Origin of the sequence: Sphingobium sp. YBL2 (genome assembly GCF_000943805.1) — a bacterium.
In the GTDB taxonomy this organism is placed as follows: Bacteria; Pseudomonadota; Alphaproteobacteria; order Sphingomonadales; family Sphingomonadaceae; genus Sphingobium; species Sphingobium fuliginis.
Genome location: NZ_CP010954.1, coordinates 2,087,761 through 2,113,191, shown reverse-complemented (window position 1 = coordinate 2,113,191; position 25,431 = coordinate 2,087,761). Strand labels below are relative to the sequence as shown.

Below are 25,431 nucleotides of genomic sequence, written 5' to 3'. Positions count from 1 at the left end.
GATGAAGCATCTATCTGCCCGGAAGGCATTGCGGCGCCCCTTCCGCTTCCCGGCGGCCCGCGCTTTCGCCATCGGCATCGCCGCCTGCGCCTTGGCTGCTCCGGCGCTGGGTCAGGCGCAGGACGACAGGATGACGCCGATTGCCGCCCCGGCCCAGCCCGACGCGATCGAACTGGGCACCGGCGCACTTCCCGGCGCCACGGCGAAGGAAAGCTGGCACCGCCAATATGGCAGCCGCTTTGCCCGCAACGTCACCGTTGCGACGCTGACGCCCTTCCTGCCCGATCCGGCCAAGGCTTCCGGCGCGGCGGTCGTCGTCGCGCCGGGCGGCGGTTTCCGCACGCTTTCCATGGACAATGAAGGCTATGACGTCGCGCGGGCGCTGGCAACCAGGGGGGTTGCCGCCTTCGTGCTGAAATATCGGCTGCGCCAGACGCCCGCCGACATGGCGGGTTTCGAACGGTCGATGCAGGAGATGTTCTCCGGCGTGGCCAGGACACCGCTGCCCGCTCCCGCCTCGGCAGCGACCGACCTTGCTCCGCAACTGGCGGATTCAACCGCCGCCTTCCGCCTGATCCGCGCACGGGCGGCGCAATGGCATGTCGACCCGGACCGGATCGGCATGATCGGCTTTTCCGCCGGGGCGATGCTGACCATGGCGACGACGCTGTCGACGACGGAAGCGAAGCCTGCCTTCATCGGCAATATCTACGGTCCGCTGGGCAGCATGACCGTGCCGCAGGACGCGCCGCCGATGTTCGCCGCCATCGCCGCCGACGATCCGCTGTTCGGCAATCGCGACTTCAAGCTGATCGACGACTGGCGCGCGGCGCATCGCCCGGTGGAATTCCACCTTTACGAACAGGGCGGCCACGGCTTCGGCATGTATCCGAAGGCGACCACCAGCACCGGCTGGTTCGACGCCTTCGTGCGGTGGATCGACATGCACGGCATGCTCAAGCGGGCGCGGTAACATGGTGGAAGGGAGGGGTTGATCCCATGCCGTCGGATCGGCCCCTCTGTCCTTAGCCTCCCAGCATCCGGTTCAGCCGGAACTTCAGCCGCCGCCGATAATCCTCGAAGGCGGAAACGCCGTGGATGACGCCCTTATTGGCGACCAGCGCGGCCTGGAGTTCCGGCATCGGCACGTCCTGCACGTCGCGCACATTATCTTCGCCCAGCGCCATGGCGGCGGCCCTGCCCGCCGCTTCGCCCAGCGCCATGGACGTCAGTTCCATGCGGATCGTGGCAAAGGCCTGATGCGTCGCCGCCACGCAGAAGGGGACGATGAGATTGGTGCACTGGTCCCGGTGCGGCAGCATCAGGTCCATCGGCAGGGGCGAGCGTTCATATTTCCCGCCGGTCCGCAACATGATCGAGCCTTCATTGCAGATGCCCCATCGCCCCGCCCCGTCCTGCACCGCGATGCGCCGGGTGGAATGGCTGTCCTGCCAATAAGAGCCCATGGCGACGATGCCCTTGCGGCGCGGCTCCGCGCCGTCCACGTCCGACAGGTCCCTGCCCGACCAGTTCAGCCCATTGTCGAGCCGGCGCGCTTCGCGGACATAGAGTTGCGGCGACCAGCCCGGCAGGTCGTTGGGATGCGGATGGATGTGCCGGCCCCGAACCAGGCCCCATTCGCGCACCTCGTGTTGCAGGCCCGGCGGAATGCGCGGGTCGCGGCCATAGGCCATGGCGTGGAACCAGCCCCGCAGATAGGCTTCATGCGCCTTCCAGATCTTCTCCCGTGTCGCATAGTCGGCCTGGGGATAGTCGTGGCTGAGGCCCACGGCATCGATGGACATCAGCGCGCGGTTGTTGACGTCATAAATGCCCGGCGCGACCTCATCCGCCTTCACCAGATCGCGGGCGAAGGTCCAGTCGCGTCCATATATCTGCCCCTTGCGCCGGCGGGCGTCCAGGTCGCGGAACAGCAGTTCGTAGCGGGATTCGTCATAGCCGTCCGGCGCGCGGGCGGGCAGGTCCTGCCGCAGGTCGGGACGGTTGGTCATGGTCAGGCGGAAACAATAGGCCTGCACCGCCTTGTCCGCCGCGCCCAGGGGAAGATCGGGCGCCGCCGCGACATGCGGCAGCAGCGCGCCGCCCTCGCCATTCCAGAAAGGGCTGATCGGCGCGATGCTGTCCTCTTCGGGACGGCCGCCGCGCACCAGATGGCCGTTTTTCGCGCCGCGATAGCCGTTGAGCGGATTGGCGGCGTCGGCCGCCTCCCGCCCCACCTTGAACGCGACGCCGGCACGCGCCATGAGATCGCCTTCATAGCTGGCGTCGATGAACATGCGCCCGCGCACGATCCTGCCCGATTGCAGGAAGAATTCGCTTATGCGGCGATCGACGAGCTTGACGTCCTCCACACCGTCGGACCAGACCATCGGCACGCCCGCACTGGTCGTCATGCGCTCAAACAGGGGCACGGCAAGGGCGGGATCGAAGGCATAGCGGTTGCGCGGCATGCCGCCCGCCGCGGCGAGCCGTTCGATCACGGCACGGGCCAGGCCGCCAAAGGCGTCGATGTCGCGATAATCGGTCCAGCTCAACCCGCCGGACAGCATGCCGCCCGGCTGCCGTTCCCGCCATCCGCCGACGATGATCGCGGACGCGCCCATCTGCGCGGCGCTGACGGCGGCGACGATGCCCGCCGGCGTCGCGCCATAGACGACGACATCGGCGCGCAACGTCCGGCGCCCGACCATCGGCCTGCGCGAGGATTGGACGATGCGCGGTTCATTGTCGCGCTGACAGGCCGCCAATGCCGTGCCGGCCAGCCCGCCGGCGAGGAAAGTCCGTCGATCCATGATGCTCCCCAATAATGGAAGATTTATTTCATGCGCGGCGGCGATGATCCATTCGGTGTGATCACTTACCCATTGCGGGGAAATGCGCATTCGGTGGTTCCGGGGAGGGTATCGATCGGAAATGCAGTCTTGCCGGGGATCAGAAGGCGTTTCTGTGCACCAGAATCTGAACGGTGCCGAACAGGATCACGATGTCGCGCATCAGGCTCCAGCCATTCATATATTCAAGATCGGCTTCCACCCGCTGCAAAATATCCGCCCTGGTTTCGGTGGCGCCCCTGAACCCGCGAATCTGCGCGAGACCGGTTATTCCGGGTTTCAGCGCATGTCTTTTCCAATATTGGCGGTCGACGCGCCAGAACAATATGTCCTCCGCCGTCGACCCGATGGCATGAGGTCTTGGCCCGACAAGGCTCATCTCCCCCAGAAGGACATTGATGAGCTGCGGCAATTCATCGATGCTGGTCCGGCGGATGAAGCGGCCGACGCGCGTGATCCTGTCGTCCGTCCGGCTGGCCGAGCGGACGCCGTCCATATCGCATCGCTCCACCTTCATGCTGCGGAATTTGAGGATGCTGAACAGGGTGTTGCCCCGCCCGATCCGTTGCTGACGGAAGAAGACGGGGCCGGGCGAATCCAGCTTGATCGCAACGGCAACGGCGATCATCAGCGGCATCAGCCCGATCAGCAGGGGCACGGTGACGAACAGGTCCAGAAGCCGCTTCGTCGCCCGGTTCGCCAGGTTCAGCGGCCCTCGCGCCACCACCAGCGTGGCCATGTCCTGCCAGCGCCCGACCGTCAGCGGCGCCATGGATTCGACTTCGGGAGAGACGATCTCGCCCAATATATTGCCGCCCTTCAGCATCTGCGCCCAGGTCACGCGGCGGTCGGCGGGGCATGCGACGACCACCCTGTCGTGATCGCGCAGCAACATGCCCAGCCGGTGCAGCATATAGGGGTCGTCCAAATCGGCGCGAAGGCCGATGGCCTGCGCGTCCACCAGAGCCATCTGGCCCGGATTTTCCGGAATCGGGCAGTCGTCCACGATCAGCAGTTCGGCAAACAGCCGGTCCCCGAAATGGCGTTCGAGAAGGCGGCTCAGCAGCAGCCGTTGCGCCAGCAGCAGCCCGCCCGCGCAGCCCAGCCCCGCCAGCACGGCGGCGCGGGAGAAGGTCGAGGTCGATTTCACCGCGAACAGCACGAGGAAGAAGATCAGCACTGTGCCGGCAAAGGCCCGTGCGGCATTGCGGCAACTGGTCGTCGCATTGGTCAGGCCGCGGGGATCATAGGCCTGATTGTGAAAGGCGATGATGAGATAGGCCATGAGCAGCGCCGCGACGGAGGCGCCGCTGTCGCGAAGCCCCCCGGCCACGGGCGCGAGCGCCAGTCCGACGCTCAGCCCGCATGTCAACGCCACCATGTCCCACAGCGCCAGGGCTAGGCAAAGCCAGATTCGCAAGGCGCGATGCGCCGCGGCAGGGCCCCGTCCGCCGGCAGGACGGGTCGCCATCGCCAGGTCAATTCTCGACATGCACACCTCATTTTGCGCGCCTGGAGGATTCTCCGTGCCCGTGGCACGCATTCGATCGAAACCCAGTTGATGCAGAATATCTGTTCCGGCGACCTGATCCTTATCAGCGCTAAATCAGACATAATGTCGCTTCAGGTGCAATCCGGGAGAATACAGAGGGTTGATCGACGGTCCGAAATATCAGCCGGTGCGTATTCCTGCGTAGATGACAGATGACGCCTTTCATCTATAGTTCATACAGGACAGCTTCGCGAAGCAGCCGAAAGAGCTGCGATTGGATGATGGAACAGGATGGCAATGATTATCGCGATGGCGGTCGTCTCCGGGATATGGATGCTTGGGTCCTGTAATCTCTGGCGATTGCAGAACAAGTCGCGGAACATTGTAAGGATTGGGTGGCGGGATCGGCTCTTCGCGCTGCTGTGGTTGCCGGCATCGCTTTATCTTCTGGTCATTTCACTGCCCTATCTCACCTGGGACCTTATCAGGCGGAAGCGGAGAGGACGCACATGGCGCCGGTCGGCGCAGGGCGCGAAACGGGCATCGCTGCGGCTGGTGAAATCATCCGCCCGGGTGGAGGGCCAGGACAGGCAATCGGGCCTGCCGCACCCCCCCTATGGCGGATCGCCATTGCAGGTCGTCAAGAGCAGGGCGGCGCCCGACGATGCCCTGTTCACGATCAGATCGCCGGCGGGACGGCGGCGCTGAAGTTTCAGGAGAGAGAGGAGAAGGCAGCGACGCGCCGGGGATCGGAGGACGAAGGCTCCGCATCCGGGCGCGGTGGAGCGGTTCGATCGGAATATGGCCGGTCGAACCGCTCCTATCGCTCATCCGGCCGCGAAATGCGGCGGAGGGCGGTCCATTTCGGGAGATGGCCCGATCCGGGCCGGAAACAACGGCCCGCCGATCGCCGGCCCGTGTTCCTCAGCAATCCAGTTGCCTGCCGATCCCGGCGGCGAACGCCACGCGCAAGGCATCGGACAGGCTGCGCGTCTCCAGCTTGGACATCAGATTGGCGCGGTGGATTTCCACGGTGCGCGGGCTGATGCCCAATTGCAGCGCGATATGCTTGTTCGGCAGGCCCATGGTCAGCCCCGACAGCACGTCGCGCTCCCTGGGGGTGAGCTTCTCCACCATGGCCCCTGCGCGCACCGCCCGCTGGCGGCGCGCGCCGGTATCCTGGAACAGCGTCCAGCAATTTTCGACCGCGCGCAGCAGCGTCTCCCGCTCGAACGGCTTCACCAGGAAATCGACCGCGCCCATCTTCATCGCCGTCACGGTGGAGGCGATGTCGCCATGGCCGGTCAGCATGATGATGGGGAAATAGAGTTCCGCCTCGTTCAGTCGCCGCTGCACCTCTATCCCGTCCATTTCCGGCATGCGCAGGTCCATGATCACGCACCCCAGCGGCTCGTTCGCGGCGGCCGCCAGAAAATGCGTGCCGCGCTGCCAGGTGCGGACCGTATAGCCCTCCAGCTCCAGCAGGAAGGCGGTCGCGGCGCGGACCGAATCCTCGTCATCCACGATGTGGATCAGCTTAGTGGGTTCCAATGGCGTTTCCCTTCTTGCGTCTGAGACTGAAACCGAAGCAGCTTCCCGTGACGCTCGGCTCCAGCCAGATCCGTCCGCCATGGGCTTCGACAATGGTGCGGCAGATGGACAGGCCGACGCCGGTCCCCTCTTCCTTGCTGCTGACAAAGGCATCGAAAATCCGGTCCTTGATCGCGGGCGGAATGCCCGAGCCGGTATCGGAAACCAGAAAATGCGTGGTGAGTTCGTCCGCCGCCGCGACCCGCACGGTCAGCCGCCGTTCCGGCTCCTCGCGCATGGCGTCGATGGCATTGCGGCAGAGATTGCCGATCACCTGCTGGATCTGGATCGGATCGGCAAAGATCGATCCGGTGCCTGGCGCGACGTCCATTTCGACGGTGACGTCCGCCGCCTCCGCCATGGCGGCGATCAGCGCCAGGCTGCTGCGCGCCACATCCTGCGCGTCGTGGATTTCCAGCAGCGCCTCTCCGTCGCTGGCGAAATCGCGCAGGCGGCGCATGATCGCGCCGGCGCGCACCGCTTCCTGCGCGGCGGAGCGGAAGATGCGGTTCAGCTTCGGCCGGTCCGCCTCCTGCCCGCGCATCAGCAGGATCGAACTGCCCTCCATATAAGCGGCGAGCGCGGTCAGCGGCTGGTTCAGCTCATGCGCCAGCATGGAGGCCATCGCGCCCATCGCGCTGTAGCGGGTGCCGTGCAGCATCTCCGTCTGGAGGAGTTCCAGCCGCGCCTTGGTCGCATCCTGTTCGGTGAGGTCGCGGATGAAGGCGGTATAGTGCGTCTCATGCGCGCCCTCCATCTTCACGAAGCTCATCTCGATGGGAAAGTTGGAGCCGTTGCGACGGCGCCCGATCAGCCTGCGCGGATAGGATAGCGGCCCGTCGCTCTCCACATGGAGAGGCTCGTCGCGGACCTCTCGCGGCGGCTGCGCTCCGGTCAGCAGATGATCGAATTCCGCGCCTTCCAGCTCGCAAAGATTATAGCCGAACATGCGGCAGGCGGTGCTGTTCATATAGTCGATCCGCCCTGAAATATCGACGACGAACACTGCGTCGGGGGCGGTTTCCAGGATGGACCGCAATTCCGCTTCGCGTTCCTGAAGGGCGACTTCCTGCGCCCGTTCCGCCGTCACGTCGCGCACCAGCTTGGCGAAGCCCTGAAGCCGTCCCTTGTTGTCGCGCAGCGCCGTCACCACGCAGTTCTGCATGAAGCTGCTGCGGTCGTTCCTGATGAAATGGCAGTCGAATTCGCAGCTGCCATGCTCCTTGGCCAGGGCGAAGGCTTCGGCCATATTGTCTTCCATGCCGGGATGATGGGAATAGAGCAGCGATACCGGGCGGTTCACGATGTCGCGGCTGTCCCAGCCGGTGAAGCGTTCGGCGCCCCGGTTCCAGTGGACGACCCGCCCCTCCACATCGGTCATGTAGAGGGCGTAGTTGACCGATCCGTCGGTCAGCAGCTTCAACTGCTCTGTCAGGCGGTTGACATAGGCGCCCTGCCGTTCCGCCCGCGCACGCCAGAAGGTGGATTTCAGCGCCACCCCATTGGCCGCCACCATGACCAGCAGGAAAGCCAGGCCGTCCTCGCCGGTTCCGCCCCTGATCTTCACGTCGACAATGGCGTAGATGACCGTCAGCAGGCCGGCGGTGGTGACCGCGCCCGGGCCGATCCCCATCAGGGTGGCGACGGAAATCACGATCAGGGTGAGGACGGCATAGTCCCCGGCGGTCAGCGACGCGACGCCGTTGCGGAAAATCCACGAGGACGCGAGGAAGACGATGACCAGCGACGCGATATATTTGCCGAGGCCGCTCCAGCGCACTTCGGCAATCCACGCGGCCCACGCGGCGGGGACGAACCGTCGCGACGCATTACGCATGAATGCCAGCGAGAAACGCCGCTGAAGGCGCTCCCCGGCACCGGTTGCAAGCATAGTCTTTGACTCCGCGCTTATAGCCCAGAACTATTTCTTGCGACCTTGGTTTTTATTGGAGCAGGCCGGGATCGGCCCGACTCCGCTCATGCGTCATCCCCATAAGCCAGCCCTTCCTAAGGGAAATAGCTTAAGGGGAATTGCTGCGTTGCAATAGTGGTAACAGCATGGTCACGGATTGCCTAGTAGGTATTGCTACGGAATTTTACATCTTTACGGCAATAAAATCGCGCAAGAGCAATATATTAACATAGGTTATGCCGTGCCGTAGCGGCCCCTGGCGAACATCAGGAGCTGAACCAGCGCGTTTCGCCCGAGCAACAGGAGCGCAACGCCATAGGCCAGCGCTCCGGTGAGGATGGTGACGGTCAGCGCTTCGGCCGGGGCCATCTGGACCAGAAAGGGCCGCGCGCCCAGAACGCATCCCGCCATGGCCGCGGAAGCGAACAGCCCCAGCCGAACGGCGCGCCAGTAATCGGCCCAGCCGATCGGCAGCAGCAGGACCACGCCCAGGACGGAGAGCGGGTAGAGCAGCCAGGCGCGCAGGGTGAAGGCGGCGGCGATCGCGCCCGGCCCCTGATCCGCCGTCGCGAAGAAGAGGGTGCAGTTCACCACGGCATAGAGGGCGGCGAGCCATGTCTGCCATTGCGGCTTGCCAAGGGCGAGCATGAGCGACTGGTTATAGATGCCGACCGCCTGGAGCGCGCCGAAGAGGCTGAGATATTGCATCACCGGCACCGCCCCCGCCCAGCGCGATCCGAAGACGAGATGGATGAAGGGATCGGCCACCAGCGCCATGCCGACAAAGGCCGGGGTGGTGATCAGCGATGTCGCGGATACGAGCTTGAGGAAGGCGGCCGCCAGTCGCGGCGGATCGTGCTTGAGCTGGGAGAAGGCCGGGAAGGCCACGCGGGAGAGGGCCCGCGCCAGCAGCAGGTTGGCGGCCAGCAGCGCGCGCTTGCCGACCGTATAGACGCCCGCCGCCGCCGCGCCCAGCACGACGCCCACGATCAGCACGTCGGAGTTGGAATTGAAGAAATTGGCGATGCCCGTCAGCGTCACATGACGGCTGTAGAAGAAGATTTCCCGTCCCTTCTGCCGCGCGAAGCGGAAGCGCGGCCGCCGGGGGCACGCCGCCCAGAGGATCGCCGCGCCGATCAGGGCGGTCGCCAGATTCTGCATCACCAGCGCCGTCAGCCCATAGCCAGCCATCGCCATGGGAATGCCGACCAGCGCGCCCGCCATGGTCGACAGGGTGGATCGCACCGCCAGCGGCCGCATCATCAGCGCCCGCGTCAGCCAGGCCTGCGGCACGACGTTCAGCGCGGAAAGGAAATTGGCGATGCTGAGCCAGCGCAGCACCCATGCCAGGCCCGGCTGGTCCAACGCCCGTTCCGCGACGCCGGCGCAGGCCAGGGTGAGCAGCAGCATCAGCGCGCCCAGGGCGAAGGCGATCCAGAAGGCGGTATCGTCCAGGTCGGGATCGTCGCGCCCGGCGCTGACCATCGGGGCGCTGATGCCCGACAGCACCGTCATCTGGAAGAACTGCCCCGCCAGCAGCGCCATGGCGACCACGCCCAGCGCCGCGGCGTCGACATAGCGGGCGACGATCATGAAGGCGAGGAACTGAAGCGCCTGCACGCTCCAGCTTTCGACCAGCGACCAGGCCATGCCCGATCGGATTTTCCCGGCTATGCCGCCCGTGGTTGCGGACATGATGCTTCCCTTATTGTCTTATGAAATCGTCGCCCGCGCGGACATGCTTGACGAAACTGGCCGGATTGCCGCGCCAGAGCTGGCGGGGGGGAACATCCTGGAACACCACGGCGCCCGCGGCTATGACGCTGTGATCCCCGATCGACACGCCCGGCAGGATCGTGGCGTTGCGCCCGATCCAGACATTGCGGCCGATGCGGATCGGCCGGGGCCGGGCGGCATGCCCTTCATGCACGGCATGGAAGCTGGTGTCGAACAGGCTGGCATGATCCCCGATCCGGCTGAAGGCGCCGATCTCCACACTGGCGGCGCTGAAGATGGTGACACCGCTGTTGAGCGATACCTGATCGCCCAGGACGATCCGGCCGCTTCCGGCGGTCTTCAGCCTGATGCGGGCAGGCTCGTTGCGCAGGCGCACAGCCTCCCCCAGGATAAGCTGCCCGGCGAGATAGGGGACGCCGCCGCGCACCCGCAAGGCCCGGCCCGCCTTGCCGCCCGCCGCCCGCAGGCGCCAGCGGGTCCATCGCGCATAGAGGTCGTCGAGCCGGGCGGTGACGAACAGTCTCATCGGCGCGTGAACACCAATTTGGCGGGATTGCCCGACATGACCGACATGGCCGGCACCCGGCCCGACACCACCGCATTGGGCGCGATGATCGCGCCATCCTCTATCTGGCTGTTGTCCAGGATCACCGCGCCCGCGCCGATCCAGACATTGTTGCCGATGCTGGTCGGGCCGCCCGACTGCAACCCCTGTTCGCGGATCAGCCGGTCGGCGCGGTCATAGCGGTAATTGACGCCGATGATGGAGACGTTCGGGCTGATCAGGCAGTCGTCGCCGATGACGATGCCATGGCTGTGCCCGGCGATGAACACGCCGCAGCCTATGTCGGTCCGCTCCCCGATCCGCACCGGCCCTTCGCTCGCCTTGATCTTCACGAAGGAGCTGATCTGGGACCTGCGGCCGATCTTCAGCAGCCTGCTCCATTCCAGTTCCGCGCGCGGGCTGACGATCGCGCGCCCGGCGAACAGATGGTAGAGGCTGTGCACGAAGCCCGGAATGGCGAAGCGGCGTATGGCGACACCCATGCGCATGGCGTCACGCCTCGCCCAATGTCCGCGACAATTGTTCCACCGTGCGGATCTCGGCGATCTGGTCCATGCTGAGGCGCACGCCATATTGCGCCTCGAACGCGGTGATGATCCGCAGATGGGCCAGCGAATCCCAGCCGGGCACGTCGTCCCGGTCGAGGCGCAGGTCGATCCGGGACGGATCGACTTCGATGATGTCGCCGACAAGGTTCAGCAGGTCGTCCATGTTCACAGCCATTATTTCATCTCCAGCATGATCCAGTCGCAATCCCTGAACGCGACATCCGCCCGGCAAAGCGCATAGTCGGTGCGGTCGCCGCCATCGGCGGCGGCAAAGCCCTGATCGTCGAAAAAGCCGCGCACCGGGCCGTTCTTGGCCGTCGGAACATGGCTGCCGTGCAGGGATGCGGCGTCGCTTTCCAGAAAGCGGCGCTTGACATCGTTCATCACGGCATGTTCCAGGCCCCGGCCCATGGCGCGGCAGCTCATCAGGAAATGCCGGATATGGAGCGCCGCGCCCTCCCGCCTCAGGGCGCAGATCGCGACCGTGCCCAATTGCCCGAAGCGGTCGCGCAGATCCGCCACGATGAGCTGCCATGCCGGGTCGGTCATCATCGCCTCCACCTCCCCCATGGTGGGGCGGCCGGTGGTCAGGTTGAACTGGTTGGTCTTGTTGAAGAGCTGATGCACCCTCAACAGGTCGGCCGGCCCGGCGTCGCGGATCGCCGCGCGCATCTCGAGCCCGCGCAGATAGTCCATCGGGTCGCAGGACGCGCACAGCGCATCCCGCCCCGCGGCCAGCGCATAATGTTCGGTCCTGGCCCTGTCCTCCGCCGTCAGGCGGCTTTTCTCGAACCAGGGCAGCGCGTCCAATATGTCGACATAGTCGGATGGATCGGGCGGCAGCAGCACGGCATGGACATCCGGGCAATATTGCCGCACGGCCGCAATCTCCGCCGCGTTGTCGTCGAGGAACACCAGCGCGTCCAGACCGATGTTGAGCTGCCTCGCAATCTTCCCGATCCCCGTATATTTGCTGTCCCAGCCTATCGCCGTCGCCGCCATATCCGACAATTGCAGCGGCATGTCGTCACGCAGGCGAAACACTTCCTCGACATCTTCCGGATTGTTCTTGCTGCACAAGGCGAGCAGGATGCCGCGTTCCTTCAGCGCCTTGATCCTGAGCTGGAAGGCGCGGAACGCCTCCCCCACCATGTCGCCGCGGCCGACGCGGATGCCATGGGGGCCGTCCTCGCCCACCACCCCGCCCCACAGGCTGTTGTCGAGGTCCAGCACCAGGCATTTGCGCGCGGCGCCGAGCGCGCCGACCAGCGCATGGGCGAAGACCGCGCCGAATTCCCGCATCATCGCGTCCGTCCAGCCCAATCCGGCGATATAGTGCATCCGGCGGTCCACCGCCTGGCGGGTGCCGACCCGGCCCATCGCCTCGACCACGTCGAGCATCATGGCCCTGGGGCGCGCCCGCACGGCGCGGAGCAGCGCCAGGTTCAGGTCCAGGAAGAATTCGCGCTCGCCATAATCGCTGCTGAGGTCCGCGACGCCCAGCGCACTGGCAGGACAGGGGAAATTGGCGACCATCAGCGTCGCCGCGGTGCGCATGACCGCACTGTCGATCCAGCCCTCCACCTCCGCCATCATGTCGTCGCGCAGGCGATGACGGTCCTCGACGGAGAGCTGGTGGAACCGTTCGAAGGCGTCGGGCCGCATCGCCTGCGCCGACAGCAGCAGGACGATGACATGGGGGTCGAAGCGCTGGAGCGCCTCGCCATGCAGGTCCTGCATATATTGGCCGAACGGGCTGACATGGAATGCGGACATCTGGCCGACCTTCGCCGCCTCCACGCGCAGGAAGGGGGTGAGAAGGTCCAGCGTGACATTGCCCATCAACGCCACGTGCACGCCGGCCTGCGCCTCCATCTCGCGCAGCAGCCGGCCGGTCTTGCGGTAGTCGAGCGCCGCCGATCCGGCGTGCAGCGACTGCATCATCTCAGCAAAGCCCATCTGGGTGGTCATTTCTCAATCCTTTCCAAGCCGACGCCAGGCGAGGTGCAGCGTGAACAGCGTCGGGATCGCGCCGCCCAGCGTCGCCCCCCATAGCAGCCCGGTGATTCCGCAGGCGGCCCCGGCCAGCGCGCCGCAGACCGTCAGCGCCAGACCCACCACCCCCCATCCGTTGAGCAGCACCAGATCGGCGGGCGATCCCGCCGCCGTGAGCATCGCCCGGGGGAAGGCCATGGCGACCTTCCCCACGCCGTTCGCACAGGCGGCGAGGATCAGGGCCGGGCCGATGGCATAAAGGCCGCCTGTCACCATGGCGGCGATCCACGGGCCGCAGGCGACAAGGCCCGCCGTCGCCACGACGATCACCGCCAGCAGCGGCCTGGCCTCCGCCAGCACGACGGCCTGCCGGCGCGCCCGCTGCGCACCGATCAGGCGCGGGGCGAGGGTGAAGCCGACGCCGGACGCGAGCAGGCGGAAAGGGAAGATCGCGACTGACGCCAGCACGCCGAACAGCGCCAGTTCCTTCAGGTCCAGCGGGATCGGGATGATGATCCGTTCGACCTGAAGCGACACCGTGCCGAGGGCGACGAGGCCCAGCATCGATCCCGCCTCGCGCCAGCGGCGGGCGGGGTGGACGGCATCGCCGTCCTTCGCCCTGCGGCGCAGAAGGCCCCAGCCGATCGCGCCGAAGACGATGTTTCCGGCGGCGAATATGGCAAGAGGCGCCGTCCCGTCCTTCAGGCCGAAGGCGACCGCCGCGGTCCCGGCCAGCAACAGGACGAAACTGGCCGAAATCGCAAGCAGCATGGAGGCGCCGGGCACGGCGCGCGCGCGCAGGCCGGTGCTGGTCGCCGCGACCAGCCCGCCGCCGGCAATCGCCAGCGCGGTCAGCCATGCCTCCGCCGGATGCAGTCCGCCCAGCAGGCCTGCGGCCATGCCCACCAGTCCGCCCACCACAAGGCCCGAGAGGATCAGGAAAGCCAGCAATCCTTTGCCCGCGCGCATCGGTCCGCGCAGGAACAGCTGGTCGACGCCCAGCGGCGTCAGCAGGCCGAAGATATTGAACAGGGCGACGGCCAAGGTGAAGCGGCCATAAGCTTCCACCGGCAGTTCCCGCGCCAGCAGCAGCATGCCCAGGGTGAAGGCCGCGCCCGACAGGCCGAAGCCCAGCGCGGCGAACAGGCTGGAGGCGGCCTTGTTGGTCGCCCGCGCGCTGGCGCCGACCGCCGTCATGCGGCCTCCAGCGCGGTGGGCGAAGGGGGCGTGCCCGCATCCGGCGAAAGCACGGCATAGGCGCGCCGTAGCCGGTCGACGAAGGCGGCATGGCCATAGTCGAGCCGCGCCCTTGCGGCGGCGGCCTCCCCCAGCCTCGCCCTCAGCGCGTCGTCGGCGCAGAGCCGCCGCAACCCTTGCGCCAGGTCCTGCGCCGTCGCGGGCGTCAGCATGGCGCAACGCGCGTCCAGAACCTGGGAATGGCTTTCGATGTCGGTCGCCAGCAGCGCCTTGCCCGACGCCATATAGGAGAAGATCTTCATCGGCGTGTTCCGGCCCTTCAGCCGCGGCGAACAGAGGATGTCGGCCTGCGCCAGATAGCGGCCGAGGCCATCGAGCGGGCGCGGGCCAAGCAGGCGCACATCGCCTTCCAGCCCGCATTGCAGGGCGAGTTGCCGATGCTGCGCGACATGATCCGCCTTGCCGCCGATCACGACCAGCGCGGGACGCTCGGCAGGCGCAAGCGCCGCCATCGCCTGGATCAGCAGGTGGACGCCCTGATAGGATTCGAGGTTGCCGACATAAAGCGCGAGCGGGCGATCCTTTGCGTTCGGGCGCAGGTCTTCGACCGGCGCCGCCGTGGCGGGCCCTTCCATCGCCACGTCGGGCAGCAGGTGGATGCGATCGGCGGCTGCGGAGCGGCTGGCGCTCTGCTGGATGGCGGGGCAGACGGCGATCACCAGGTCGCTGCGGCGGAAGGCGAATTGCTCGCACCGTTCGACGATCCAGGCGATGGCGCGGGCCCGCGGCCATTTTTCGACGATCTGCTCGCTCAGGATCGAGTCCGCGTCATAGACGAGGCGCGTTCCGAACAGCCGGGACAAGGGCAGCGCGAAGAAGGCCGCTTCCTCGACGGCATGGATGACGTCGGGGCGATAATGCCGAAGCAGGCCGATCGCGGCAAAGAACATCCAGAGGTCGCAGACCAGCTTCCCGAGCGAAAAACCGATGGGGACATTGCGGACGCCCGGCGGGGCAGCGATGCGGTGATGCCGCACGCCGGGCATCGGCACGTCACGCCCTTCATGGAAGCTCAGCAGCGCGACCTCATGCCCCTGCGCCGCCAGAGCTTCGGCCGCCATGCGCACGGCAATGGGCGTGCCGCGTTCCTCGTAAAAGGGCTGGGGCGCCAGCATCAATATCTTCATGAGGCCATCCTCAGGCGAAGCTGGTTGCCGAGGAAATGCAGCGGGCTTGCGGGAGCGCCATAATGCCGCGCCTGCCGCCCGGCCGAACGGATGAGCGCGCGCAGGTCGCGTCCGGGCCGGTCGGCCGAAAGCCCGCCATGCAGGATGGTTCCGAAAGTCCCGATCCGCCGCGCATCGCCGCGCAATGGCAAGGGGTCCGATCCGCGCAGCACCGTCCGGTGGCGGAAACGGCGTTCCGGCCAGAAGGCGGGGCGCCCGCCATTGTCGCCCAACAGCAACCGGCCTTCCGGATCGCCGGCCAGCAGCCTGTCGACCAGCCGTCCTCGCGCGCCGGCCCATTTGCCGACGCCCCAGGGAAGGATGGTCAGCGCGTCCGCCGCGCCCATCGCCGCGACCAATTGTTCGGCCGGCGCGCCGTCGGCGAAACCGGCGGCGGTGGCCAGCGCCAGTATCTCCAGCCGTTCGGCGCTGACGACCTGCCGGCCGGCCAGCACCAATATGTCGGCGGAACCGGTTTCCAGCCACAGGCTTTCCGGTTCCGCGGTCGACCGCGCCGATGCCTTCAGCATTCCGAACGCGTCGCAGCCCTGCTGCTCCGCCAGCATGAAGACGGGCAGGCAGTCCTTCCCGGCGGCCGCCATCATGCGCCCATGCGCCTGCATCAGCCGGTCCCGCGGATCGTCGCCGGGATGCAGATGGACGTGCGCGTCGATCATCAGCTCAGGCATGGCGCGGCCGCCATCCGCCGGCTCGCGGCAAGGGCGCGGCGGGCCACAGGCGGCGCGCCACCTGTTCGCTCAGCAGCGGCGCGGTGGTCAGCTTGCCGCTGACCAGCATGTGATAGCCCTCCGGCCCCGGACGCAGATGCCGGTCGCCTGGATGAAGCGCCCGGCCGCTGCCGTCGCGGTCCGGCAGCAGGCCGGCATAGGTGGCCAGCACCGATCCTTCGTCCAGTTCGACATTGGGCAGGCATTGGCGGATGGATGAGAGAGCGGACCGGACATCCTCCGCCGTGGGTTCGGGCGAAAGGATGCCGGGCGCGGGACGGTAGAAAGTGCCGACGAGCGTCGCGGCGCCATAGCGGCGAAAGAAGAAGCTGCGTCCGCGCCCCGGCGTGGGCGACAGGGCGTAAGCGTCGCTGGCGGGAGGCGCGGGAATGTCCATCAGCAGGTTGAAGGCGAGGACCGCCGCGCTTGGCACCCGGCGCGCCGGCCCCATGCAGCGCCCCGCCTGCGCGCCGCCGCAATCGAACAGCCGGTCGGCGGCGATCCTCTGTTCGCGCCCGTCGCTTGCGTTGCGCAACTGGACGGCCTGGAGGCGGCCGCCCTGCTCGATCAGGCCGGTGACTTCGGTGGAGCGCAGCACGACGCCGCCGCGCTGCTCCACTTCGGCCAGCATTTCCCTCAACAGCGCGGGCGGGTTCAGCAACTGCGCATCGTACCAGACCGCGCCGCCCAGCAGGCCATGGGATGCGACGTCATAGGCCTGCAAGACCTCCTGCCGTGAACAGGCGCCATCTTCGGGAAGCGGCACATGCTGGCCAAGCGCCGTTCGCAGCATCCGGTCGAAGCCTCGCGCAAGGGCGAACAGCCGGGGCGAGCGGGGGGCGCCGGCATAGAGCGGCATCACGCAGCGCAGCGGCCGCACCTGATGGGGGTAGCGGTCGATATACCAGTTCTGCGCGCGGCGGCTGCGCACCCAGCGGGGGATGTTCATCGACTGGAGGTAGCGCAGCCCGCCATGGACGATGCCATAGCTGTTGACGGACGCGCCGGAGGGCTGGTCGTCCCGATCGACGAGGATCGGGCACACGCCCCGTTCGAGCGCGGCGAGCGCCAGCGTGGCGCCCTGGATGCCCGCCCCTATGATGACGGTTTCAGGCATCGGCGGACACATGCTCCACGATCTTCTCGATCCGATAATGCTGCTTGCCGTCGCCGCGGGTGAAGATGACGATCTCCGCGATCAGGCCGATCGCCGCGATCTGGATGCCCAGCACCAGCAGCAGCACGACCAGCACCAGCAGCGGGCGGTCGCCCAGCGGGATATTGCTGACCTCCCGCTGGAACAGCAGGAAAGCCATCAGGAACAGGCTGCTCAGGATCGACGCCGCGCCCACCGTGCCGAAGAAGCGGAAGGGGCGCTGCATGAAGCGGACGAGGAAGCCGACCGCCATCAGGTCCATCATCACGTCGAAATAGACGCCCGGCTTGTGTTGCGGCCGGCCGGCGTCGCTTTCGGCCTGCGGCAGGGTGAGCTGGACGACCTTGAAGCCATGCACCTCCGCCAGCAGGGGCAGGAAGCGCTGCTTCTCATCCTGGATCGGGATTTCGTCGAAGACGCTGCGGTGGACGGCGCGGACGAGGCATCCGGGGTCGTCATATTTGGCCCCGGCGAAGCGCGCCATCTTCTGGAAGCCCCAGCCGCGCAGCCGGTTGAACATGGCGTCCGCCCGCCTGTCGCGGCGGGCGGCGACGACGTCGGCTTCATCGAGATGGTCGAGAAGTTCGGAGATCGCCGCGCCGCCGATCTGGAAATAAGCGGGCAGGAACAGCAGGTGCCGGCCGGTCGACTGGCGGATGCCTTCGCGCAGGCAGGCGGATTCCCCGAACTCCCGGCCGAAGCGGATGATCTCTATGGGTTCGCCGTCGCGTTGCAGTTGTTCCAGCGTGGCGACCGGATAGTCCGGCTGCCCGTCGATGACGAAGATGAACTCGTAACTTTTCCCCGAGGATGCAACCCTGTCCCGATATTCGGCATAGACGCGGGCGACATCGTCGAAACGCTTGAGGACCGGGACGATGACGGAAATGTCCATGACTTCGACCAGGTCCAGCTTTGCCGTGGCAACCATTGTTCAATCCCCCAATTTGATTTGGGCCGACAGTTTCGCGCCCAGCGACGCGAAACCCGAAACATTGCCGGTCAGGCTGGCGAGCATCTGCCCGATCACCGCCCATCCCAGCAGGAACAGCGCCAGCGACAGCCAGAGCACGCCGATGGCCAGCATCGGCAGCGCCAGCCCCCCGCCCCAGACCGCCGCCGCGACGGACAGCAGGCCAAGCAGGGTGATGCCGACGATCATATGGCGCGGCCAAGCCATGGGCCGCCGCACGAAGCTGAGCAGGATGCGGATCGACACGATGTCCAGCATCACCTTGTAGATGCGGGAAAAGCCATATTTGGAGACGCCGAACTGGCGCGGATGGTGCCGCACCTCGATCTGCGCCAGACGCGCCCCGGCCAGGCGGGAGAGGGCCGGAATGAAGCGGTGCATTTCTCCATACATGGGCAATTGCTTGATGAGGATGCTGCGGAAGGCCTTCAGCGAACAGCCGCTGTCCCGCACCGCCACGCCCATCAGCCGGGCCATGATGCGGTTGGCGCATTTCGACACGAAGACGCGCAGCCCGCCATCCTGCCGCTTCCTGCGCCAGCCGACGACGATGTCGTGCCCGGCGTCGATCAGTTCGACCATGCGGGGTATGTCCAGCGGATCGTTCTGCAGATCGCCGTCCATGGTGACGATGATGTCGCCGCGGGCATTCTGGATGCCGGCCGCCATCGCGGCGGTCTGGCCGTAATTGCCGCGGAACTTGACGATGCGCACGCGCCCGTCCCGCTCAGCGACTTCCGCCGCGCGGATAAAGGTCGCGTCCCTGCTGCCGTCATCGACCAGCACGACTTCATAGCTGGGCCGGAAGTCGGTCAATGCATTGCTGATCGCTTCATGCAAAAGCCGTACATTGTCCTCTTCATTATAAAGAGGAACGACAATCGAAACATCGACCATGCGTCCATTCCTACAATATTATATAATATTGCCGGCGATGCCCCCTATGATTTCCATAATCGGGTTCAACGCCAATCGATTCAGCGACCTTGGAAACACATTCACATAAATTTCAGAAACATACCATTATGTAGTCATACCTACGGCTAGGCGTTCTCCCCTATATTGACTTAAATTCGGTTAGATCGAATTCTTGCGCCATCGAACATCCTGTCGGCTTTTGCCGGATATGAGATCATATTCATGGCCACCACATCGGAGCATCTGGGATCGCACGCCGCCCTGCCGTCGCAGGATGGCCGGCGCGCGTCCATGGCCCTGCCGGGAGCGGCCCCTGCCCTGGCCGCCGGGTTGCTGGCCTGCCTGGTCTATGGGCTGACCATTCAGACGCGCCCCGCCCATATCGACGAATTCTACCATCTGCTGGCGGGGCGCAGCTGGGCCGCGGACGGCAGCTTCGCGATCCTGGACGGCCGTTACGAACGGGCGCGGCTGTTCACCGCCATCGTCGGCGGCAGTTTCGATCTGTTCGGGCGATCCGACCTCTGGGTGGCGCGCATTCCCTCGCTGCTCTTTTCGGGCATCAGCGTCGGACTGGTCTTCCACTGGCTGCGGCAGAGCGGCGGCATATGGAGCGCGGTGGCCGGCGCCGCGCTGTTCGGCCTTGCCGGCTATACGCTCGACATCGCGCATTTCGCCCGCTTCTACGCCCTGCACGCGCTGATGATACTGGCCGCGGCGGGAAGCCTTTTCCTCGCCACGCGGCCTGCGGGCCGGTTCAGGCCCGGCTGGCTGGCCGCCACGGCGCTCTGCCTGGCCATAGCGGCCCATCTGCAACCGGTGACGGCGATTGCCGCGCTGGCCCTGGGCTGCTGGCTGCTGTTCGACCAGCGCGCGACGATAGCCGCGATGCGCCCGCTGCACCTGATCGTGCTGGGCGCAATCGCGCTGGCCTGCGCAACCATCGCCCTGTCGCAGGCCGGGCCAGCGCTGGAAAGCTATCGCCATGCCGAGCGCTGGGCGACCGGATCGCAGGACGACGCCTTCTATTATCTGCGCGAATTCCGGGCGCAGATGCCCGCCATGCTGCTGCTCTGGCCCGTTGCGCTGGCGGCGGCGTGGCGGCGCAATCCCTCGCTGGCCAGCCTGTGCGCGATCATGGCGATGCTGTGCCTGACGCTCCACAGTTTCGCGGGGATGAAGGCGTGGCGCTACAGCTATTATGTCTTTCCCTTCATCTGCATGGCCTATGGCCTGGGAATCGGCGCGCTGGTCGAACGGTTCGGCGGCGGCGGAACGCTGCGTCCAGCCCTGCTGGCGGGCGCGGCGATGCTGCTGCTGATGGGCGGCGACGTCGCCTACCGCCATTCCGCCCGGCTGATGGCGTCGACCCTTGCGCAAGGGCCCGCCGCCCTTGCCGCGCCGGTGCCCGACGGCGAATGGGACAGGGCGGCGCCCGAATTGCGGCGGATCGCGCAAGGCAGCAGCCTGCTCGTCACCGGCGACGACCTGCGCACCCTGGCGCATATCGGGCCGTTCGACCTGTTCATCAGCCACAGCCGGCTGGGCGAGCTCAAGCCGCCGACCGACTTCAACAGCGATTTCCGCACCGGCCGTCCGCTGATCGACAGCCCGGCGGCCCTGTCCGAAGTCATCGACTGCACCGATAACGGCGTCGTCATCGTGTCCGATTATCAGTGGCGCAATCCCATGGGCGTGCGCCCCGAAATCGCCCGTGAGATCGAGCGACGCCTGACCCCCGTCCCCACGCACAGCAGCTTCCACGTCTACAGCTGGCGGCACCCAACCGTGCGGCGTGCCTGCCCCCATGTCGGGAAGCAGGCCCTTCCCGGCACGAAAGGTGCGTCCGTGGTCAGGCCCCTGCCGCCCCGCGGGCGGTGCGTGCCGTCAGGCCAGTCATGTCCGCCTGCGTTCTTTGGCATTGCAGCAACCGCGGGTGCGGCATGACTGGTTTGCTTCCTCCCCCCGATCTGGAAACGGGGTCGGTCCAATATGCCCGCCGGTTTGCGGGGCCTTCGGGCGCCTATCTGCTTAACATCCAGGAACGCGGCCTGCGCGATCTGGTCGACGATGGGCCGCCCCTCCACCAGAGCGCGCTGGATGTCGGCGGCGGCCATGGGCAGCTTGTCGGCGGACTGCTGGACATGGGAATTCAGACGACGGTGCTGGGCTCGACGGCCGATTGCGCCGAACAATTGTTGCAGGGCGCCGATGCCGGCCGGGTGGATTATGTGACCGGCGACCTGCTGGCCCTGCCCTTCCCGGACGGCCGTTTCGACCTTGTCACCAGCATCAGGCTGCTGGCGCACATCGACGATCCGGACAGGCTGATCGACGAACTTTGTCGCGTCGCCCGCTACAGCGTCATCGTCGATTATCCGACATTGATGGGCGCCAATGCGCTGTCGGCGGCGACCTTCCCGATCAAGCGGCTGATCGAGAAGGACACGCGCACCTATCGCAGCTTCTGGCCGGCCCGGATCGAGCAGGCCTTCCGCCGCAACGGCTTCGCGCCCCGGCGCCGCTTCAAGCAGTTCAGCGCGCCCATGGGCCTCCACCGCCTTGCGGGGAAGCCGGTCCGCATGGTGGAGGAAGGATTGCGCCGCATCGGCGTCACCAGCCTGATCGGCAATCCGGTGCTCCAGCGCTTCGACCGGGAGAGGAAGGCATGAGCGCGGACGGACGCCCCATCGTCGCCGTCACCGGCGCGACCGGCTTCACCGGCGGCGCGCTGGCGCGGCGGCTGATCGGCATGGGCTATCATGTCCGGTCCATGACCCGCCGTCCGCCCAGCGCCGCCGAAAGGGAGAGCGGCATCGAATGGATCGGCGGATCGCTGACCGACACCGATGCCTTCGCCCGGCTGGTGGAGGGTGCGACGGCCTGTTTCCACATCGCCGCCATGTACCGGTCGGAAGGCGCGCGGGAGGAGTTCCTGAGCGCCAATCGCGACAGCACGGCAGCGTTGCTGGCGGAATCGCGCAGGGCAGGCGTGGCGCGCTTCGTCTATTGCTCGTCCATCGGCGTGCATGGCGATGTGGCGGAGACGCCGGCGGACGAAAACGCGCCCTTCGACCCGCGCGACCCCTATCAGGAAAGCAAGCTGCTGGCGGAGGACCTGTGCCGCGACGCGATGATGCAGCCGGGCATGGACGTCGTCATCATCCGCCCCTGCGCCATTTACGGGCCGGGCGACACGCGCATGCTGAAGATGTTCCGCATGGTGCAGCAGGGCCGTTTCCTGTTCATCGGATCGCGGCGGCCGAATTTCCACCCGGTCTATATCGACGATCTGGTCGACGGATTCCTGCTGGCGATGACGAGCGACGCGGCGCCGGGCGGCACCTTCATCATCGGCGGCAAGACTTATCTGCCGTTGCGCGACTATGTCGCGACCGCCGCCAATGTGCTGAACGTGCCCGCGCCCCGGCGCACCGTGCCCTATGGGCTGGTCAACCTGGCCGCCCATGGCTGCGAACTGCTCTGCGCGCCGCTGGGGGTGCAGCCGCCATTGCACCGCCGCCGCCTGACCTTCTTCAAGCATAACCGCGCCTTTTCCATCGCGCGGGCGGAACAGGCGCTGGGCTTCCGGCCCGCCGTGGGGCTGGAGGAGGGCTTCCGCCGCACCGTCGCCTGGTATCGCAATGAAGGGCTGCTGGTATGAGCGCTTCAGCCGATCAGGCGCCTGACGCGGCCCCGGTCGCGCCGGTCCCGGCGATGGAGGCCAAACGCCGCGACGCCCGCGACCATGCCCGCCAGCGCCGTGACGGGCGCCGCAACCCCGCACAGCGCGGCAATGCCGCAGGCCGCGCCCGCCCCGGCGCTCCATCGGACGAAGCGGGATGCGCCCGCGCCATAGTGTCGCAATATGCCCTCCAGATCGGCTATGGCGATCCAGTCCGGGCTGGCCGGCGGGCGCACCGCGACCGGCCGCACCGCGCCGTCGGGGCAGGTCAGCGACTTCACGAGCAGGAAATCGCCCGCCGCGACCGCCATGGAAAGCGGGACGGAAATCGACAGCAGCGCGCCGGAAGACCGCCGGTAATGGATCGGCCGCGTGCCGCCCGGCTGGGGCGCGCCGAGATCCACGACCATCCCCTTTTCCTGGAGCAGTCCCACCATGCCGAAATGGGTCGGCACGCTGTCCGCGCCCTGAAACCAGGGCAGGGCGTCCGCCGCCGTCCTGTCGGGGGCGTCGCCGGCTGGGGCCTTTGCGAGCAGGTCGCCTTTCGCGCTCATCATGTCTCCTTCCCTTCAGCACCTAGCGGGGAAGCAGGCGCATCGCCATGGCGACAAAGGGGCTTCATCCGATGAGTGTGGCGACTCGCCTCGCCATGGCGCCGCTGCTGATGCTGCTGGCCCTGCCGCTGACCGCCGAGCAGCCCGCCGCCGGGCAACCGCCCCTGTCAGGCGTCAACATAGCAGGCGGGGAATTCAATTCCGCGCGCAAGCCTGGCGTCTTCGGCAAGGATTATGTCTATCCCGACGCAAGGACGGCCCAGCCCTTCATCGACATGGGGATGCAGATCGTCCGCGTGCCGATCCTCTGGGAACGGGTGCAGCCGGAGCCGCTGAAGCCGCTTTCCACGACAGAGATGGCCCTGATCGACAAGTCGTTCGCCAGTCTGGCGCCGTTCCGGACCATCGTGCTGGACGTGCATAATTACGGCCGGTACGACGGCCAGCGGCTGGACCAGATTTCCAATGGGTCGGCGATGCTGGCCGATCTGTGGCAGCGGCTGGCGGAGCATTACAAGGGCAATGGCGCCGTCGCCTTCGGCCTGATGAACGAGCCCTATGGCATGACGCCCGCCGCCTGGCGGTCGCTGGCGGACGGCAGCGTCGCGGCGATCCGGCGGACGGGGGCGGCCAATCTCATCCTCGTGCCGGGTTCCAAATATAGCGGCGCGCATAGCTGGACCACGGGCGGATCGAACTCCAACGCGCTCGCCTTCGCCGATTTTCGCGATCCCGGCGGCAATTATGCGTTCGAGATGCACCAATATCTGGATGCCGACAGTTCCGGCACGGCGACGAGCTGCGTCAGTCCGGACCTGATCGACGCGCGGCTGGCGGGTGCGACGACATGGCTGCGGACCAATGGCCATCGCGGCTTCCTGGGCGAATTCGGCGCGCCGCCGGACGACAATTGCCTGCGTGGGCTGGAGGTTCTGCTCGCCCATTTGCGCGCCAATGGCGACGTCTGGATGGGATGGACCTATTGGGCGGGCGGCGCATGGTGGGGCGCCCGCTATCCGATGAGCGTTCAGCCGACCGGCGGCCCCCGTCCGCAGGCCGCGGTGCTCAGCAAATATATCGTTGCAAGGGAGCCATGATGAAGCAGTTTTCCGTCATGAGCGCAGCCGCCACGGCGGCCCTCATGATCCCGCAGGCGGCCCTGTCCCAGACCGAGGTGGAGGTTCCGCCCGACGGATTGCGGGTCCGGCCGACCGTGCGCCTGCTCTACGACAGCAACATCCTGCGGCAGAATGACGACCTGGTCGCCGGAGAGCAGGACGACCTGCGCATCACGCCCAGCGTCGACGTGACCTACCGCCGGCAATTCGGTCTTCACCGGCTGACGGTGATCGGGTCGGCGGGCTATGATTTCCACCAGCGTTTCGAATTTCTCGATCGGGAGAGGATCAGTCTTCAGGCCGATGCCGATCTGTCCGTATCCGGTTACTGCCATGTGCAGCCCAGGGCGCGGCTGAATTTTGCGCAATCGAACCTTTCCGATCAGGGCGTGGTCGTCGGCAATACGCAGCGGACGCAGGATTACAGGGTCGCGGTCGACTGCGAGAAGCCCTATGGTTTCTTCCCCGTGGCCGCCGTGGGCTATCTGAATACCAGCAACAGCGCCTCTTCGCGGCGGATATTCGACATCGACACGTCCACGGCGATGGCGGGCATCGGCTATTCCAAGGCCAGCCTGGGCGAAATCCGCGCGACGTTCCAATATGAGCGTTTCCGCCGCCCCAATGCCGACGAAGCGATACCCGGCCTGCGCGACGGCGCGGAAAATTACCGCGCGGGCATCCTCTTCCGCCGGGCCGTGGCGCCGCGCCTGAGCTGGCAATTGGGCGCCAATTATTTCAAGACCAAGCCGCGCGCGCCCGGCATTGCAGACTTCTCCGGCCTGGGGGTGGAGGCGCAGGCGGTCTATACCCCCTCCAACCGGCTGTCGATCCTGTTGGATGTCGACCGCAGCTCCCGCAATCAGAGCAATACGGGCGCGACCTATATCGTGCAGACCGACTTCACCCTGCGCGGCAATCTGAAGCTGGGGGCGCGGTCCGGCCTGTCGGCGGGCGGAAGCTACAGCCGCCGATCGTTCAAGGGCGAATTGCAGCTCGACACACCGCTGCTGCGCCGGTCGGACCGCACCCGCGCGGTCTTTGCCGGCTATCGTTACCAGTTGCGCAGCCGCCTCAATGCCGGGGCGGAGATACGCCATGAGTGGCGAACAACGGCCGTCGACCAGTTCCGGTACAAAAGCACGTCGGGACTGCTGTTCGTCGGACTGGATCTATGAGGTACTG

The 25,431-nt window shown here is 66.5% G+C and carries 23 protein-coding genes; 7 read left to right on the top strand and 16 right to left on the bottom strand.

The window, feature by feature from the left end; genetic code table 11:
* Nucleotide 1 precedes the first annotated feature (1 nt).
* Complete coding sequence (locus tag TZ53_RS09645) at nt 2-973, top strand: alpha/beta hydrolase (RefSeq protein WP_044661120.1); 972 nt, start codon at nt 2-4, stop codon at nt 971-973.
* Nucleotides 974-1,025: 52 nt separating this feature from the next.
* On the opposite strand, the gene TZ53_RS09640 is transcribed toward TZ53_RS09645, so the two are convergent.
* A complete protein-coding gene (locus tag TZ53_RS09640) occupies nt 1,026-2,813 on the bottom strand; it encodes an FAD-dependent oxidoreductase (protein ID WP_238320161.1) in 1,788 nt (595 codons plus the stop codon).
* A 139-nt stretch (nt 2,814-2,952) separates the two neighbouring features.
* The gene (locus TZ53_RS27520; RefSeq protein ID WP_044661119.1) at nt 2,953-4,344 is read right to left on the bottom strand and encodes a sugar transferase; all 1,392 of its coding nucleotides are present in this window, start codon (nt 4,342-4,344) and stop codon (nt 2,953-2,955) included.
* A 426-nt stretch (nt 4,345-4,770) separates the two neighbouring features.
* On the opposite strand from TZ53_RS27520, the gene TZ53_RS09630 reads away from it, so the two are divergent.
* Nucleotides 4,771-5,052 (top strand): hypothetical protein, encoded by a 282-nt coding sequence (locus TZ53_RS09630; protein WP_157009797.1) that lies wholly within the window; start codon nt 4,771-4,773, stop codon nt 5,050-5,052.
* Between the two features lie 216 nt (nt 5,053-5,268).
* Here the strand turns inward: TZ53_RS09630 and TZ53_RS09625 are convergent, their stop codons facing one another.
* The 13 genes from TZ53_RS09625 to TZ53_RS09565 all read right to left on the bottom strand — a co-directional run bounded on the left by TZ53_RS09625 (nt 5,269) and on the right by TZ53_RS09565 (nt 18,868).
* The gene (locus TZ53_RS09625) at nt 5,269-5,895 is read right to left on the bottom strand and encodes a response regulator transcription factor (protein WP_226869583.1); all 627 of its coding nucleotides are present in this window, start codon (nt 5,893-5,895) and stop codon (nt 5,269-5,271) included.
* Nucleotides 5,882-7,771: a PAS domain S-box protein gene (locus TZ53_RS09620; protein ID WP_235600857.1), complete on the bottom strand. Its 1,890-nt coding sequence runs from the start codon at nt 7,769-7,771 to the stop codon at nt 5,882-5,884. Before TZ53_RS09620 ends, TZ53_RS09625 begins: the two co-directional genes overlap by 14 nt.
* Before the next feature lie 309 nt (nt 7,772-8,080).
* Nucleotides 8,081-9,541, bottom strand: a complete 1,461-nt coding sequence (locus TZ53_RS09615; protein ID WP_044661117.1) for a lipopolysaccharide biosynthesis protein — start codon at nt 9,539-9,541, stop codon at nt 8,081-8,083.
* A 10-nt stretch (nt 9,542-9,551) separates the two neighbouring features.
* Nucleotides 9,552-10,109, bottom strand: a complete 558-nt coding sequence (locus TZ53_RS09610; protein WP_025547651.1) for an acyltransferase — start codon at nt 10,107-10,109, stop codon at nt 9,552-9,554.
* Nucleotides 10,106-10,636: an acyltransferase gene (locus tag TZ53_RS09605; protein ID WP_025547653.1), complete on the bottom strand. Its 531-nt coding sequence runs from the start codon at nt 10,634-10,636 to the stop codon at nt 10,106-10,108. Before TZ53_RS09605 ends, TZ53_RS09610 begins: the two co-directional genes overlap by 4 nt.
* A gap of 4 nt (nt 10,637-10,640) precedes the next feature.
* Nucleotides 10,641-10,871: an acyl carrier protein gene (locus tag TZ53_RS09600; RefSeq protein WP_025547655.1), complete on the bottom strand. Its 231-nt coding sequence runs from the start codon at nt 10,869-10,871 to the stop codon at nt 10,641-10,643.
* Nucleotides 10,871-12,667: an HAD-IIIC family phosphatase gene (locus tag TZ53_RS09595; protein WP_044661116.1), complete on the bottom strand. Its 1,797-nt coding sequence runs from the start codon at nt 12,665-12,667 to the stop codon at nt 10,871-10,873. Before TZ53_RS09595 ends, TZ53_RS09600 begins: the two co-directional genes overlap by 1 nt.
* A gap of 3 nt (nt 12,668-12,670) precedes the next feature.
* Complete coding sequence (locus TZ53_RS09590) at nt 12,671-13,888, bottom strand: polysaccharide biosynthesis protein (protein WP_044661115.1); 1,218 nt, start codon at nt 13,886-13,888, stop codon at nt 12,671-12,673.
* On the bottom strand, nt 13,885-15,075 hold the full coding sequence (locus tag TZ53_RS09585) for a glycosyltransferase (protein ID WP_044661114.1): 1,191 nt from the start codon (nt 15,073-15,075) through the stop codon (nt 13,885-13,887). Before TZ53_RS09585 ends, TZ53_RS09590 begins: the two co-directional genes overlap by 4 nt.
* Nucleotides 15,072-15,791: a hypothetical protein gene (locus tag TZ53_RS09580; RefSeq protein WP_238320160.1), complete on the bottom strand. Its 720-nt coding sequence runs from the start codon at nt 15,789-15,791 to the stop codon at nt 15,072-15,074. Before TZ53_RS09580 ends, TZ53_RS09585 begins: the two co-directional genes overlap by 4 nt.
* 4 nt (nt 15,792-15,795) lie before the next feature.
* Nucleotides 15,796-16,959 carry an FAD-dependent oxidoreductase gene (locus TZ53_RS09575; protein ID WP_044661112.1) on the bottom strand — a complete coding sequence of 388 codons (1,164 nt, stop codon included), beginning with the start codon at nt 16,957-16,959 and terminating at the stop codon, nt 15,796-15,798.
* Nucleotides 16,952-17,929: a glycosyltransferase family 2 protein gene (locus TZ53_RS09570; protein ID WP_044661111.1), complete on the bottom strand. Its 978-nt coding sequence runs from the start codon at nt 17,927-17,929 to the stop codon at nt 16,952-16,954. Before TZ53_RS09570 ends, TZ53_RS09575 begins: the two co-directional genes overlap by 8 nt.
* Nucleotides 17,930-17,932: 3 nt before the next feature.
* Nucleotides 17,933-18,868, bottom strand: coding sequence for a glycosyltransferase family 2 protein (locus TZ53_RS09565; protein WP_025547665.1), 936 nt, complete (start codon nt 18,866-18,868; stop codon nt 17,933-17,935).
* 243 nt (nt 18,869-19,111) lie between these two features.
* On the opposite strand from TZ53_RS09565, the gene TZ53_RS09560 reads away from it, so the two are divergent.
* Genes TZ53_RS09560 through TZ53_RS09550 form a run of 3 tightly spaced genes read left to right on the top strand, consistent with a single transcriptional unit; the run spans nt 19,112 to nt 22,553 of the window.
* Nucleotides 19,112-20,836 carry an ArnT family glycosyltransferase gene (locus tag TZ53_RS09560; protein ID WP_025547666.1) on the top strand — a complete coding sequence of 575 codons (1,725 nt, stop codon included), beginning with the start codon at nt 19,112-19,114 and terminating at the stop codon, nt 20,834-20,836.
* Nucleotides 20,833-21,561, top strand: a complete 729-nt coding sequence (locus TZ53_RS09555; protein ID WP_025547667.1) for a methyltransferase domain-containing protein — start codon at nt 20,833-20,835, stop codon at nt 21,559-21,561. The genes TZ53_RS09560 and TZ53_RS09555 overlap by 4 nt, the downstream gene beginning before the upstream one ends.
* Entirely contained in the window at nt 21,558-22,553 is a 996-nt protein-coding gene (locus tag TZ53_RS09550; RefSeq protein ID WP_025547668.1) for an NAD-dependent epimerase/dehydratase family protein, read from the top strand. The genes TZ53_RS09555 and TZ53_RS09550 overlap by 4 nt, the downstream gene beginning before the upstream one ends.
* Before the next feature lie 5 nt (nt 22,554-22,558).
* On the opposite strand, the gene TZ53_RS09545 is transcribed toward TZ53_RS09550, so the two are convergent.
* Nucleotides 22,559-23,131, bottom strand: coding sequence for a hypothetical protein (locus TZ53_RS09545; protein WP_025547669.1), 573 nt, complete (start codon nt 23,129-23,131; stop codon nt 22,559-22,561).
* Between the two features lie 68 nt (nt 23,132-23,199).
* On the opposite strand from TZ53_RS09545, the gene TZ53_RS09540 reads away from it, so the two are divergent.
* Both TZ53_RS09540 and TZ53_RS09535 read left to right on the top strand, forming a co-directional pair.
* Entirely contained in the window at nt 23,200-24,225 is a 1,026-nt protein-coding gene (locus TZ53_RS09540; protein ID WP_037481688.1) for a glycoside hydrolase family 5 protein, read from the top strand.
* Nucleotides 24,222-25,424, top strand: coding sequence for an outer membrane beta-barrel protein (locus TZ53_RS09535; protein WP_238320159.1), 1,203 nt, complete (start codon nt 24,222-24,224; stop codon nt 25,422-25,424). The genes TZ53_RS09540 and TZ53_RS09535 overlap by 4 nt, the downstream gene beginning before the upstream one ends.
* The last annotated feature ends 7 nt before the right edge of the window (nt 25,425-25,431 follow it).

Bases quoted from the DNA above. Each gene is read 5' to 3' on its own strand.
- TZ53_RS09595 (WP_044661116.1), bottom strand. From the start codon at position 12,667: ATGACCACCCAGATGGGCTTTGCTGAGATGATGCAGTCGCTGCACGCC.
- TZ53_RS09620 (WP_235600857.1), bottom strand. From the start codon at position 7,771: ATGCGTAATGCGTCGCGACGGTTCGTCCCCGCCGCGTGGGCCGCGTGG.
- TZ53_RS09550 (WP_025547668.1), top strand. From the start codon at position 21,558: ATGAGCGCGGACGGACGCCCCATCGTCGCCGTCACCGGCGCGACCGGC.
- TZ53_RS09535 (WP_238320159.1), top strand. From the start codon at position 24,222: ATGATGAAGCAGTTTTCCGTCATGAGCGCAGCCGCCACGGCGGCCCTC.
- TZ53_RS09610 (WP_025547651.1), bottom strand. From the start codon at position 10,109: ATGAGACTGTTCGTCACCGCCCGGCTCGACGACCTCTATGCGCGATGG.
- TZ53_RS09645 (WP_044661120.1), top strand. From the start codon at position 2: ATGAAGCATCTATCTGCCCGGAAGGCATTGCGGCGCCCCTTCCGCTTC.
- TZ53_RS09565 (WP_025547665.1), bottom strand. From the start codon at position 18,868: ATGGTCGATGTTTCGATTGTCGTTCCTCTTTATAATGAAGAGGACAAT.
- TZ53_RS09560 (WP_025547666.1), top strand. From the start codon at position 19,112: ATGGCCACCACATCGGAGCATCTGGGATCGCACGCCGCCCTGCCGTCG.
- TZ53_RS09545 (WP_025547669.1), bottom strand. From the start codon at position 23,131: ATGATGAGCGCGAAAGGCGACCTGCTCGCAAAGGCCCCAGCCGGCGAC.
- TZ53_RS09605 (WP_025547653.1), bottom strand. From the start codon at position 10,636: ATGCGCATGGGTGTCGCCATACGCCGCTTCGCCATTCCGGGCTTCGTG.
- TZ53_RS09600 (WP_025547655.1), bottom strand. From the start codon at position 10,871: ATGGCTGTGAACATGGACGACCTGCTGAACCTTGTCGGCGACATCATC.
- TZ53_RS09580 (WP_238320160.1), bottom strand. From the start codon at position 15,791: ATGATCGACGCGCACGTCCATCTGCATCCCGGCGACGATCCGCGGGAC.
- TZ53_RS09640 (WP_238320161.1), bottom strand. From the start codon at position 2,813: ATGGATCGACGGACTTTCCTCGCCGGCGGGCTGGCCGGCACGGCATTG.
- TZ53_RS09590 (WP_044661115.1), bottom strand. From the start codon at position 13,888: ATGACGGCGGTCGGCGCCAGCGCGCGGGCGACCAACAAGGCCGCCTCC.
- TZ53_RS09555 (WP_025547667.1), top strand. From the start codon at position 20,833: ATGACTGGTTTGCTTCCTCCCCCCGATCTGGAAACGGGGTCGGTCCAA.
- TZ53_RS09540 (WP_037481688.1), top strand. From the start codon at position 23,200: ATGAGTGTGGCGACTCGCCTCGCCATGGCGCCGCTGCTGATGCTGCTG.
- TZ53_RS09570 (WP_044661111.1), bottom strand. From the start codon at position 17,929: ATGGTTGCCACGGCAAAGCTGGACCTGGTCGAAGTCATGGACATTTCC.
- TZ53_RS09615 (WP_044661117.1), bottom strand. From the start codon at position 9,541: ATGTCCGCAACCACGGGCGGCATAGCCGGGAAAATCCGATCGGGCATG.
- TZ53_RS09575 (WP_044661112.1), bottom strand. From the start codon at position 16,959: ATGCCTGAAACCGTCATCATAGGGGCGGGCATCCAGGGCGCCACGCTG.
- TZ53_RS09585 (WP_044661114.1), bottom strand. From the start codon at position 15,075: ATGAAGATATTGATGCTGGCGCCCCAGCCCTTTTACGAGGAACGCGGC.
- TZ53_RS27520 (WP_044661119.1), bottom strand. From the start codon at position 4,344: ATGTCGAGAATTGACCTGGCGATGGCGACCCGTCCTGCCGGCGGACGG.